Annotated in this window: 9 protein-coding genes and 1 pseudogene; 3 read left to right on the top strand and 7 right to left on the bottom strand. The window is 61.7% G+C overall.

The genetic code is table 11. From position 1 onward, the window contains the following. Positions 1–64: 64 nt before the first annotated feature. A complete protein-coding gene (locus F758_RS0101965) occupies positions 65–1,036 on the top strand; it encodes an amidohydrolase family protein (protein ID WP_024506265.1) in 972 nt (323 codons plus the stop codon). A 93-nt stretch (positions 1,037–1,129) separates the two neighbouring features. Here the strand turns inward: F758_RS0101965 and F758_RS0101970 are convergent, their stop codons facing one another. The 4 genes from F758_RS0101970 to F758_RS0101985 all read right to left on the bottom strand — a co-directional run bounded on the left by F758_RS0101970 (position 1,130) and on the right by F758_RS0101985 (position 6,332). Next, entirely contained in the window at positions 1,130–1,951 is an 822-nt protein-coding gene (locus tag F758_RS0101970; RefSeq protein ID WP_024506266.1) for a phosphosulfolactate synthase, read from the bottom strand. A gap of 11 nt (positions 1,952–1,962) precedes the next feature. Next, on the bottom strand, positions 1,963–3,351 hold the full coding sequence (locus F758_RS0101975) for an MmgE/PrpD family protein (RefSeq protein WP_024506267.1): 1,389 nt from the start codon (positions 3,349–3,351) through the stop codon (positions 1,963–1,965). A 400-nt stretch (positions 3,352–3,751) separates the two neighbouring features. Next, the gene (locus F758_RS0101980) at positions 3,752–4,807 is read right to left on the bottom strand and encodes an acyltransferase family protein (protein WP_024506268.1); all 1,056 of its coding nucleotides are present in this window, start codon (positions 4,805–4,807) and stop codon (positions 3,752–3,754) included. A gap of 10 nt (positions 4,808–4,817) precedes the next feature. Then, complete coding sequence (locus tag F758_RS0101985; protein WP_035720428.1) at positions 4,818–6,332, bottom strand: lipopolysaccharide biosynthesis protein; 1,515 nt, start codon at positions 6,330–6,332, stop codon at positions 4,818–4,820. A gap of 470 nt (positions 6,333–6,802) precedes the next feature. Between F758_RS0101985 and F758_RS51525 the strand changes: the two are divergent. After that, positions 6,803–7,366 (top strand): annotated as a pseudogene (locus F758_RS51525) (class I SAM-dependent methyltransferase); the annotation flags it as partial. A gap of 221 nt (positions 7,367–7,587) precedes the next feature. Here the strand turns inward: F758_RS51525 and F758_RS0101995 are convergent. Further along, positions 7,588–9,018 (bottom strand): MFS transporter, encoded by a 1,431-nt coding sequence (locus F758_RS0101995; protein WP_024506270.1) that lies wholly within the window; start codon positions 9,016–9,018, stop codon positions 7,588–7,590. An 82-nt stretch (positions 9,019–9,100) separates the two neighbouring features. Next, the gene (locus tag F758_RS0102000; protein ID WP_024506271.1) at positions 9,101–9,970 is read right to left on the bottom strand and encodes a phytanoyl-CoA dioxygenase family protein; all 870 of its coding nucleotides are present in this window, start codon (positions 9,968–9,970) and stop codon (positions 9,101–9,103) included. Between the two features lie 121 nt (positions 9,971–10,091). Between F758_RS0102000 and F758_RS0102005 the strand changes: the two genes are divergently transcribed. Then, the gene (locus tag F758_RS0102005; protein ID WP_198026392.1) at positions 10,092–11,090 is read left to right on the top strand and encodes a LacI family DNA-binding transcriptional regulator; all 999 of its coding nucleotides are present in this window, start codon (positions 10,092–10,094) and stop codon (positions 11,088–11,090) included. Positions 11,091–11,154: 64 nt separating this feature from the next. Here the strand turns inward: F758_RS0102005 and F758_RS0102010 are convergent, their stop codons facing one another. Continuing rightward, a complete protein-coding gene (locus F758_RS0102010) occupies positions 11,155–12,438 on the bottom strand; it encodes a cystathionine gamma-synthase family protein (RefSeq protein ID WP_024506273.1) in 1,284 nt (427 codons plus the stop codon). Between the last annotated feature and the right edge of the window lie 125 nt (positions 12,439–12,563).

Genomic DNA, 12,563 nt, shown 5'->3' on the forward strand with positions numbered 1-12,563 from the left:
CGGAAAATCGCCACCATTCGCATCAAGCATCAGCGTCATCCCGCGACATCGGAGCATCGAGGCCATGCGCACCATCACGCTTGAAGAGCATTTCGCGACGCCGGGCTTTCTGGACGGCCCCGGCCGCGACCTCAGGGAACAGGCGCGCCAGGTCGGCAGCCGTGCCGAGCGGCTGATGCGCGACTTGTGCGACATCGGCGACGGGCGGATCGCCCAGATGGATGCCGCCGGCATCGACATGCAGGTCGTCTCGCTGACCGCACCGGGTGTCGAGCAATTGGAGGCCGCCGAGGCGGTGGTGCTCGCGCGCGAGGCCAATGATGCCCTGGCCGAAGCGATTGCCACGCGACCGACAAGACTGTCCGGCTTCGCTGCGCTGCCGATTGCAGTCCCCGATCAGGCCGCCAAAGAGCTCGAACGCCGTTTCAGCCACCAGGCCTTCGCCGGTGCCGTGATTAACGGCCATCAGCGCGGACGCTACCTCGACGACAAATTTTTTTGGCCGGTGCTGGAGGCCGCCGAATCGCTCGGCGCGCCGATCTATCTCCATCCAACCAGGCCGCCGAAGCCGGTGATCGATGCCTCGTTCGGCGGCTTCGCGCCGCTCGTCACCGAGATGCTCGCGGGCCCAGGTTTCGGCTGGCACATCGAAACTGCGGTGCATGTGCTGCGCATGGTGCTGGGCGGCGTATTCGACCGCTTCCCCAAGCTGCAGATCGTGATCGGCCATATGGGCGAGGGCCTGCCGTTCTTCATGCAACGGGTCGATGTGATGCCGATCGAGCTAACTCGGCTCAAGCGCCAGGTCAGCGAATATCTGCGCGAGAATCTGCACTACACCTTTGCCGGCTTTAACTTTCCGCCGACATTTCTCGATCTGCTGCTCGAGGTCGGGGTCAGCCGCATCATGTTCTCGGCCGACTATCCTTATGGCTCGATGGCAAAGGCCCGCGCGTTTCTGGAACAGATTCCAGTTTCTGCGGCCGACCGTGCGCGGATCGCGCATGGCAACGCCGAGAAGCTGTTCAGGCTCTGAGCGTGCATACGATCCATCATTTATGTCGGGATTTGTGTCGAGATTTCGAGCCGGCGAAATGCGGTGCGCAGGAAACCAAATCCGTCCGCTCCGTCAACCTGGCAGGTTCTGAATTCGACCCCAGGTGCTCTTGGTGCCCCAGATGCCCGAACGCAGTGCCTCAAGCTGCACAATCTGGCTGTGGTCGACGAAAAGGTTGATGTTGTTGCCATAGTTCTTGACGTACCATTCGAACACCGCGGGCTCCGCAGCTTCGAACATGACCTTCTCGAGCCCCAGCTGGTCGACGATTCTCGCCACCACATCGGTACGCCAGCTCCTGACGTTCTCGGTAATACCCTCGCTTTCGATCATGATCATATCGGCTCCGGCGTCGATGGTCCGCCTTGCCTGCGCGATGAGCCAGCCCACATCCTTGGTCCCCTCGCTCTCCAGCTCCTCGGCCGCGGTCGCGCCGCCGGCGCCGAACTGAATCCCGAGCTCGGGCTTGGCCTTCAGCCCTGCCGCCTTGACCTTCTCGATGAGGCGCAGCAGGGCATCGGTCGGCAAGCTGATGAAGCCGGCCGACAGTTCGATCACATCGAACTGGAGCGCCTTTGCTTCCCCGATATAGCGATCGACAGCATCCGCTCCGAAGCGCAGCACGTTCTCGATCCAGCCGCCGGTGGAGACGTAGATATCATGATCGTGCGCGATCTTGTTGATGCCCTTGACTGCAGCCGGTGGCATCAGGGCAAAGGATCCGCCGGCAAACTTCAGACCGTCGATCCAGAAGCCAACGGTTTCCAGCAAGTCTTCGAGATGGCGCGGACCGTAGGCGCTATAGTAGGGACCACGGATCTCAGTGAGGCCGATCCTGCGCGGCTTGTCCGGACGCGCAGCGCGGGGAATAAAGGAAAACGTTGTTTCTGCCATCGGAGTTCTCCTCAGATATGCTCGCCTCCTACGGCCGGCAATTGGATAGTGCCGAGAAGCGATGCGAGGGCGGCAACCGGACGCGCTTCCAGCGTTGCGATGACCTCGGCCAATGCGTCGCGTTCGGAGGGGTATGTAAAGGCGGACGTCACGCGATCGAACTTGCTGCGCGCCGTGGCCCAATCGAAGGGTCTGGTATGAAAGCCGTGATAATCGTCCCGCCGCGCGCGAAGCACAATCCCGTCCTGCCGCTCCACTTCGAGCTCGGCAGGAAGCCGCTGCGGGAATTGCGCCGAAAGGCCTGGATCGGGCGTGACCGTCACCTTGCGGAGCAATCTCTGGACATCGTCGGCAGCGATCCGTTCGGGTGCGAATTGCGCCGGCTGCACTTCCCCGTCGATCAGCGCGATGGCCAGCACGTAGGGCAGACTGTGATCTGCCTCCTCCTTGGTTCGGACGATTCGCTTGTCACCCTCTTGTCCGCCGCCAATGATGCGATGAGCTACCGCAAACGTCTTGAGCCGTATTGCAGCGACAGCGGACGCGTCAAAGCCCGGGCGAGCATGTATGTCGAGCGCCGCGTCGATTGCCGATTGGGCGTGGATCTCGGCATTGTGCTGCTTCACGTCGCTTCGTCGCACGCCTTCCAGATTCTCCTCTCGCCAGTCGATCTCGAAGGGGCCGGCGATCACCTCTTTAAATCCGTTGACGCCCTCGAACACAGCTTCGGGCCCCGTGACGCCTCGGCTCGCGAGCAGCGCGGCGTGTGTCGCCGACATCGCGACATTCGGATAGGCGAGTCCCTTCCAATTGGACAGGGCGCCCGTGCGCGTGACCCGCAGCGCATTGTTGGCCGTACCGCTGATGGCGATCGCGTGCGCGATCTGCGCGCGCGGCAGACCAAGCGCCTTGGCCGCGCCCGCAGCGGCCGCGTACGCCCCTTGCGTGGTATGGTCAAAGCCCTTTTCGCGGACCGGAGCGAGGTCGCTCAATCGGATGTGAATCTGGTAGGCGACCGCGAGCGCGGTGAGAAATTCGGCCCCGCTCGCCCCACGCATCTCGGACGTCGCCAGGACGGCGCCGAGATTGTCGGATGGATGGCACGTCTCACCGGGAGCGATATAGCTGTCCATGAAATCGAGGTAACGGCTGAGAGCGCCATTGTAGAACGCGGCGCGGTCCGGCGCGGTGCGGCCGCCGCCAATGAGCGTCGAATGAGGGCAGCCGCCAAGCTCGTCGACGAGGTTGCGGATCGCTGCGACCGGCGGAGCGCTCAGGGCCCCGATGGCCACCCCGACCGTATCCAGAACACGGACCTTCAATTGCTCCAGCGCCGGCTCACTCAAGTCCCCGAGCCGGGCACGTTCCACAAACCTCGCAAGTTCCAATACTTCGGTCATAAACCACCCTGTCCAGCCAGTCGCAATCTGGTGTCGGGCTCTGCGGGTCAAACCGCTTTACGACCATTGGATGCCACCTGCCGCTCAAGTGATCGCTGATCAGAAAATCAGGTCGGAACGCGAGCCAAGGTGGCCGTACCGTATGCGGTACAGGATTTTTCGAGCGGGCGACCTACATCCTCCAGCGTAAATGTGGGGCATGGCTGAAGGTTTCACGCGCCGAGTATCGTTTTCCGTGCCAACACAAGGAATCCTTCCGCGCCTACGTACCTTCCTGCACTCGGTCGGCTAATGATCGCTCATGTTCGTCTTGTCCGGTCCGTCAAAGGTCGCCGCGCCAGCCCACACGATGGCAGCCCTCGCCACCACGGGCCAGTAGCTCACCTGATCTCATCGCGGCTCAGGCCGGAGTTCGAGCGGATGTTGGAGCTTGGGTCGCCGCGACGGCAGCAGGTTTGCCCTTCACCAATGGCGCTAGGCCCAAGGCTGTAAGCAGATGCAGTCGCGCCAGCACCGCATGCGCCACCAACGGAAGGATGACGCCGGCAGCGGTGCCGGCGAACAGGTAAGCCCAGGGCTGCGGCGGCACATGCAGCTTGAGCATGACGATGCGCATGCCCGAGCCCGCAAGGATGTGGAGTACGTAGATCGTCATCGACGTTACGCCTATCACAGCAAGCCAGCGGTAACGCTTGTCATCGAGCAATTTGCAGAGGGCCAGGGTTCCGCCAATTCCAAGCATACAGGCCGGCAGCGACGCCAGCCCATTGGCATCCATGTCCGACAGATAGCCACCCAGCGCCACCGCGCCTGCGAAGGCGAGCACGATGAGTGCCAGCACGGACCAGCCAGAAGGTCGCCAGGCCGCGGTGGCGCCCGCGCCGTAAAGCCCGGCGACATAAAAAACGAAGTGATGCAATGTGAGCGGCAGACCTGCCTGGACCGGCAGCAGCAGGAACACCGCAAGGGCGATGAACGCGATCGCGATCATCGCCTTCCGTGAGGGGACAAGGGCCGCCATTACGTGGCAGATCATCAGCGCGTAAAGAAACCAGAACTGTGCGATCGGGCGATACCAGATCGCGGCAAGATCGCTCGGGAGGATCGGGATATTGGCATCACGCGACAGCAGCATGGTCGTGCCGCCCTGGACGAGCGACCACAGCACATATGGATAGGCAATCGTCCATGCCTTACCCTCCAGGAAAGATCGCGCGCCGCGCCGAAGGCTGTGCTGCACGTTCAATCCAGCAAGAAAGAAGAACAGTGGCATGTGGAAGGTATAGAGCGTGTAGTCCATCCACTGCGCGGCTGGCCCATCAGGAAAAACATTTGCGCGCACCAGTCCGCCCAGGACGTGACCATACACCACCAGGATTATGCCGATGCCGCGCGCGAAATCGATCCATCTCGTCCGCGTGGCATCTGCCGCCGGCCTCAGGTCGCCCGATTTCATGGAACTGCGCCTACACGGTTGCATGGCGGCTTGATTGCCTCGCACTCAATGTGCCTGGCCTGATCATCTGTGCTGCTCGTTGAGCATTCCTGATTATTCTGCGGCCAGGCCGAGTGGCGCATAAAGCGAGACCAGCACCCGAATAAGCCGTCAGCAAGCCGATGGTCAGCGCGATCAACGGATGCAGCGCGAGTCGGTGAACTTGGTACGACGCTCCATAGAGGAGCGCCGCCGACACAATGATGGAGAGGCCAATAGGAAACAGCATGTTGAGAAAGTGCGACAATGAAACCGGTCCGTGGCGAGTTGCGCCCCACAGGGTCAAGCCATGTATCGGGATCGAAAAGATCGCCGCCGACACCGCCACCCCTACCGGACCCCAAAGCAAACCGAGCACAAGGGACAGCACCGACAGGACCTGTCCAACGAGACCATAACGAAGCATCTGGTCCGTGCGGCCCTGGCTTACAAACAACCACGACGCCGCCGTTCCCGCAGGAGCCAGCAAGCCCGCCACCGAAAACCATCTTACGATGTCCGAAGCGGCGATCCACTCGCTGCCGTACAGCACCTGGACGGCGTAATCGGACATGAACGCGAGGCACACGAGGCCGGGCGTGAGAAAGAGAATGAGTGCCTCCGAAAATTGAAGATGCGCCTGGCGGTACTGGTTAAGGTCGGCGTACAGCCGAGCCAACGATGTCTCCGCAATCCGGGAAAGTGGAGTGAGGAACTGGACGGATGACATGCTGACAAGCTTGTAGCCCCTGTCGAACAGCCCGACCTGCTGCGCTCCGAATAATCGGCCGATGAGGAGCGGACTGAGACTCGTCGCCGCGAACGAGGCGATTGAGAGTCCCGTAAGATGCGCGCCGAACCTCATGAGGGGCAGCGCTTTGGCCAGCGCATGCGGCCGCGCCGGACGAAACGGTGACAAGGTCCAAGCGAGCAAGCCGGCAGTAAGGGCATGCACCATTTGTCCGATGACGATCGCCCAATAACCGAAATTCAGCTGCGCTGCAGAGATTGAGGCGATGGCGTTTGCGAGAACCGGCGCGATATCGATGAGCAGGATCGGAACCGTTTGCATGCGCCTGTGCATCAATGCCACTTGTTGAAAAGACAGGCTGTTGACAACGATTACCAGTGAGAGTGCAGCCAGCACCTCGGCGACCCTGTGATCGTTGTAAAAGCTGGCAAGGGCCGGAGCAAGCAACAGCAGCACCAAGGCCAGGACGCAGCCGAGCGCGAAATTGATCCAAAAAATGTTGTTGCTGTCATCCACGCTCAAGGATGGGCTCTGTATCACTGCTTGCGAAAGGCCGAGATCGTTGAATAAGCAGCACAGGCCGAAAATCGGCGCGCACATGGCGACAATGCCAAAGTCGGCTGGGCCAAGCAGGCGAGCAAGGACGACCTGTGATCCCAGCAGCAGCAACGACTTTGCGAACTGAACGGCGACGCTGGACACGGCCCAGCGGGAAGCGACTGCCATAACGTCTGTGGGTCTTGCGGCGGCGGTCATCGTCGGTGCTTGTCTTCTTCGCTAGCCGGCGGGACGAAATGCAGCGGCTGTGGCTCTATTCGATAGGACCGGATTAGCAGGAAAAGAGCAGCGGCAACGACGATATGGCAGAGATTGGTTAATCCAGATGTTAACTAAAGGGAAAGTATCTGCTTTCGCCGGCGGCGGTATGGCGATAGTCGAATCAGACCCGGCCATCTGGTGAACAACCGGGTTCTTTATTGGAGCCCAAAGTGGTTGAGGGTATCACTTGCTCGTCGCCTGAGGCATTGACCGGCCAGCATGCATTCGGGACAGATCGCGACGAACCCGAATGCCCGGCGTGCAAGTCGCGGTCGCTGGCATCGTTGCGAACAGTCTCCGCTCGCGAAGCAGCTCAGTTCTTCGCACCAGAGCGCGCGGATGCCGAGAGCCACGAACGGATCTTTGCGTGCGTAACCTCCCTGTGGGGCGGGCAAACCTGCCATATCATGAGCTGCAGGGATTGCGGCTTTGGATTTGCTTGGCCTTTCGTGGCTGGAAACGCAGAGTTCTATAACTTCACCGGAGCCGCAGGAGTTTACCCCAGGTCCAAATGGGAATTTGCGCGTACCGCAGCTGAGGTCGAGCGTCTGAACAGACCCGGGGCAAAGGTGCTGGAGGTGGGCGCCGGGAATGGATACTTCCTCGATCTGATCTGTCCCAGCCTCGTTCGCGCAGAGGACGTGATAGCGCTTGAGTACAATGAAAAATCAATTCCGATCCTGAGAGGTAAGGGATATCAGGCGCTTTCGGTCGATCTCCGGGATAAGGCCTTGGACGGTTATCGCGCGTCCTTCGATTTCATTTTTCTGTTCCAGATCGTCGAGCATCTTGACGGTCTCGACGAGTTGTTCGGTCGAATCCGCTCGTTACTGAAAGCGGGTGGTTCGGCATTTTGCGCCGTGCCGAACCAAGCTCGAATTGAATACCAGGAAGCAAACCGGTCCGTCCCGGACCTTCCGCCCAATCATATCGGCCGGTGGACGCCACAGGCCTTCGAGGCGGTTTGCCGACGCAACGGTTTGATGGCCCAATCAGCCGAACTTGAGCCGTTAAGCTGGGGTGAATTCCTGTCGCACGACATTTCCTACAGCCATATCCGGCGCACCCAGCTAGATCCGGACGGCATCATAGCTCGAATTCGAAGTCTGCCGCGCGGCCGAACACGGCGGCTGATGGAGGCGGCTCTCGCAGCACTGTTCATCCCCACTCGGTTGTCGGCTTGGCGCCACGCCTACAGAAATCGCGAAAAACTTGGGGCTTCCCTGTGGGTCCGGTTAGACCGGTGTGAACGGCCAGACATCGCCGAGCTGCAGGACGCGGAACTGGCCCCGGCCGTGACTGCGGGCAGTTCGTCACCGGCGGAATCGGAGGCGATGTTCTCCTGATAGGTCTCCGGCCCGATCCAGATCGCTGCCACCGTGCAAGCGGCAAGGAACATTGCGTAGCAGGCGACCGGCCACCACGCTCCGTAGGCCGCCACCAGCGCGGTCGCCACGAACGGCGCGGGGCCGCCCGAAAGCAGTGAGCCGAGTTCGCGCGCAAAGGCGAAGCCGGCGAAGCGGCGCTGCGGCGGGAACAGCTCGGCGAAGTAGGCCGCCTGCGGCCCGAACATCGCCGCCGTCACCACGGCACGGGCGAGGATGAAGGCGAGCGCTATCATGATCCACTGCTTGGTGCCGACCATCCAGAAGAACGGAAACGCCAGTGCGAGACCCGCGAGCGCGCCGAACATGTAGACCGGCCTTCGCCCGATCCGGTCCGACAAGGCGGCAAAACCGAGAATGGCGAACAGCTCGATCGTGAATGCCAGCATCAATGCGCTCAGCGCATCCGATTTCGGCACGCCCACCGTGCTGATGACATAGCTCAGGCCGAACACAGGGAAGAAGTAGCCGAGCCCATTCTCGGCCATGCGCGCGCCCAGCACGACCAGGAAGTTGCGCGGGTGCTGACGCAGCGCCTCCATCGCCGGATTGCTCTCCACCTTGCCGCGCGCGACAACGGCCTCGGTATAGATCGGCGTTTCGCTCACGCGCAGGCGGACGAAGATGCCGACGAGAATCAACAGGAAGCTCGCCAGGAAGGGCAGGCGCCAGCCCCAGTCCATCAGGTCTTGGCGCGGCAGCATCGTCACCAGGGCGAAAGCACCGGCGGCGAGCAGATTGCCGACCGAGACGCCAAGTGGCGCGAAGCCGCCCCAGAAGCCGCGGTGCCTCGGCGGCGCATTCTCGACGAGATAGATCACCGCGCCGCCATATTCGGCGCCGGCGCCAATGCCCTGGATGACGCGCATCGCGACCAGCAGGATCGGCGCCCAGACGCCGATCTGTGTGTAAGTCGGCAGCAAACCGATCGCGGTGGTGCCAATGCCGATCATCAGAAGGGTTGCGACTAGCACCGGCTTGCGGCCATAGCGATCGCCAAGGATCCCGAACAGAAGACCGCCGAGCGGCCGGACCACGAAGCCGACGCCAAAAGTGAGAAACGATAGCAGAGTGCCGACAACTGGATCGCTCTTCGGAAAGAAGAGATCGCCGAACACCAGCGCCGCGGCCGTTCCGTAGAGGAAGAAGTCGTACCATTCGAGCGCTGATCCGATGCTCGCAGCAAGGATCACACGCAAGCGCGATTTACCGGCTCCGCCGGTTGCCATCTTGGTCATTCGTTTCCCCGGAATGTTGTTTGTTATGTTGTCTTGAAAGCAGTAATGCCCGCGGCGTCACCCGCGGGCATCGTCGTTTTGGTTACGCGGCACGCGTAAAGTAGGACTTCTTCGCCGCCGACTGGGTCTCGTAAATTGAGCCTTGTCGCTTCGCCGGAGGAAGAGGCATCCGCACCGGCACGTTGGCGAGCCGCGGAGTGATCACTGAAGGCCCTGCGAGCAGGCGGCTGTCGAATTCGGCAAAATCCTTCACGCCCATCAGCGGCCAGGCGTCGCTGGCGGCGACTTCGTAAAACAGGAGATTGCGCGGCCTGTTCGACGTGTTCGTTGCGGAGCCATGGAGCGCCCGCACGTGGTGGAATGACATGCTGCCCGCCTTACCCATGCAGGGCACCGCGCGCTTGATCTCGTCCTGGATCAGATCGGGATCGATCAAGCCCGCGAAGCAGCCGTCGTCGCCATGATGGTTCCACACCTCGCGGGTGTGGGTACCCGGCGTCACCAGCATCGGGCCATTCTCAAGATCGCAATCGTCGAGCAGCACGCCGATCGCGAGCACATCGTCATTGGTGTGTGGATAGAAAGCCCAGTCCTGATGCCACTCGACCGGCGAGCCATATTGCGCGGATTTCATGTTCAGCTTCGAGCCATGCAGGCGCAGCCCGGGGCCGATCAGCTTGGTGAGGATCGAGATCACGACCGGGCTGCGGACGATCTCATCGAAAATCGGATGCACCTTATGCGGCGCCTTGATGCGGCGGACCCGCGGGTTCTCCGGCGTGTGGCTGGGCTCGAGGTCGTAGACGTCGGTGTGCTCGGTGACTTCGGCCGCGCCGGCGACCAGTTCGGCGAGAACGGCACGCACCCTTTCGAGCGTGTCCCTGTCAAGCACGTCGGGGACGACGATCACCCCATCGCGCCTATAGGCCTGAACCAAGTCGTCCGAAATCATGCAGCTTCTCCCTTAGCATTAGCAATTGTGTTAATGTTAGCGCTAACATTGCGTATGTTAGCGCTAACATAGCGGATAAGCAAGCTGGAATCGTGCAAGCTTTCGCGCCATGAGTTCCGAAGTGCCCAAGACTGAGACAAGCACTGCGCCCGTCCCTCCAACGCTTTCAGCGGTCGGCAAGCGAGCCGGCGTCTCTTCGATCACGGTCAGCCGCGTGCTGCGGGTGCCGGATTTGGTGGCGCCCGAAACCCGCGCTCGCGTCGAGGAGGCGATGCGGGAGCTCGGCTATGTCCCGAACCTGGTTGCGGGCGCCCTCGCGAGTTCGAGGACCAATTCGGTCGGGGTGCTGGTGCCCACAATCGCCAACTCCATCTTCGCCGACACGGTGCAGGGACTCTCCGACAAGCTCGAGCCGCTTGGCTTCTCCGTGATCCTTGCGCAGTCGCGCTACGACGCCGCGCGCGAGGACCGCATGCTGGCGGCGCTGCTGTCGCGGCGGCCGGAGGCAATCATCATGGTCGGCTCCCCCGCGACGGAGGAAGGCAATCGCCTGTTGCGCCACGCGCGTATTCCGATCGTCGAGACGTGGGATCTGCCGGCAGCTCCGATCGACGCCGTTGCCGGCTTCGACAATTACAAGGCCGGCGTTGCCGTCGCAAAGCACCTGATCGCGCAGGGGCGCAAGCAGCTCGCCTTCATCGGCGGCGACGATCCGCGCGCGACGCGGCGCTGGCTCGGATTCTGGGACGAGATCGTGGCCAGCGGTCTGCCAGAGCCGCGCCGCTTGATCCTGGATCGCAACGCCTCGGGCAGCGTGGCGGCTCATGCGCGTCTGCCCGATGTCGACGCGGTGTTCGCCGCCAACGATGCCCATGCCATCGGCTTTATGGCGGGCTTGCGGAAGGCCGGCCTGTTGTGCGACGGTCCGGCGTCGCAGCAGCCGGTTGCGGTCATCGGTCTTGGTGACCTTGAAATGGGCCGGCTGTTCTCGCCGGCGCTAAGCACGATCAGCGTCCATGGAGATGCGATCGGCCGAACGGCGGCAACGCTCACACTTGAACGCGGCGGAGAGCGGAAAGTCGATCTTGGCTTCGAGCTGGTCTTGCGCGACAGCGGCTAATACGCAAGCACCAAGTGCCGTAGCATCGGTCGGCTCCTCCAACTCGGCTGACGCACGGGTCCAATTATGCCTCGTTCAAGGCCTGCGCGATATCCGCGATCAAATCGGACGGATGTTCTATCCCGATCGATAGCCGGATCGTTGAGTCGAGGACGCCTATCTTCTGGCGAATGTCTGCGGGAACGCCGGAGTGCGTCATGCTTGCCGGCAGGCTCGCAAGCGACTCGGTGCCGCCCAGGCTCACTGCGAGCTTGAAGATTTGCAGCGCGTTCAGGAATTTGAATGCGGCCGCCTGTCCGCCAACGATGTCGAACGAGAACGTTGAGCCCGCGGCAGTACATTGCCTCGCGAACAGACGTCCCGCCGGGGAGGTGTCTTCGTGATGGCCAAGATAATGCACTTTGGCGACTTTGACATGGTCGCGCAGGTAATCTGCGACGATCCGCGCATTTGTGTCGGCTTTTTCCATGCGCAGTCCCAGAGTCTCGAGCGACCGGCTGATCATCCAGCAGGAGTGGGGGTCCAGTTGGGTGCCAATGGCGCCTCGCAACGCCTTGATGGTCTTGATGATCGTTTTTGAACCGAGCACAGCACCCGCGATCAGGTCTGAATGACCGCCCACATATTTGGTCAGCGAGTACAACGAAATATCCGCGCCGTGTTCAATTGGTCGCTGAAATACCGGCCCAAGCAGCGTGTTGTCGCACGCGACGATCGGAGCGTGTCCCTGGGACCGCCCGATCATATCGGCGACGCGGCGGATCATTGCGATATCGACGAGGCCGTTGGTTGGATTGGCCGGCGTTTCAATGAAGATCATCGCGACCCGCCCTTTGCGCACGGCATCCTCCGCCGCCAGGCGGACCGCGGTTTCGTCGATGCCGTCGGTAAAGCCCACGGCGCCGATGGAGAGGCCCGCAAGCGTGTTCGCAAGCAGAGTTTCTGTTCCGCCATAAAGCGGTTGAGAGTGCAAAATGACGTCGCCGGGCCGTACGAACGCGAGGATCGTCGTCGCGATCGCCGACATGCCGGATGAGAACAGCGCACAACTCTCGGCGCGCTCGTACACAGAGAGCCGGTCCTCGACGATCTCGCTGTTGGGGTGATTGAACCGCGAATAAACCAGGCCCGCACCCATCCCTTCCGGAGGCTCTCGCCGGCCCGAGACGAAATCGAAAAAGTCCTGACCGTCTTCGGCGGACCTGAAGACGAAGGTCGATGTCAGGAAGACCGGTGGCTTGATGGCTCCTTCCGATAGTTGCGGATCATAGCCGTAGCCGAGCATCAGCGTTTCGGGATGCAGCATGTGATTGCCGATGTGGGTCTTCGACGGGAACGGTTTCACCATGGCCTGTCTCACTGTATGAATTCGGATGCTTGCCCTGCGCGAGGACTCTTCCGCGATGGCGATGCCGGTCAAGGGCGATAGATGGGACGCATCGAGCGCCTGCCTCACCATTTCGACGGCGCCTT

Source organism: Bradyrhizobium sp. ARR65 (genome assembly GCF_000472385.1).
Lineage (GTDB): Bacteria > Pseudomonadota > Alphaproteobacteria > Rhizobiales > Xanthobacteraceae > Bradyrhizobium.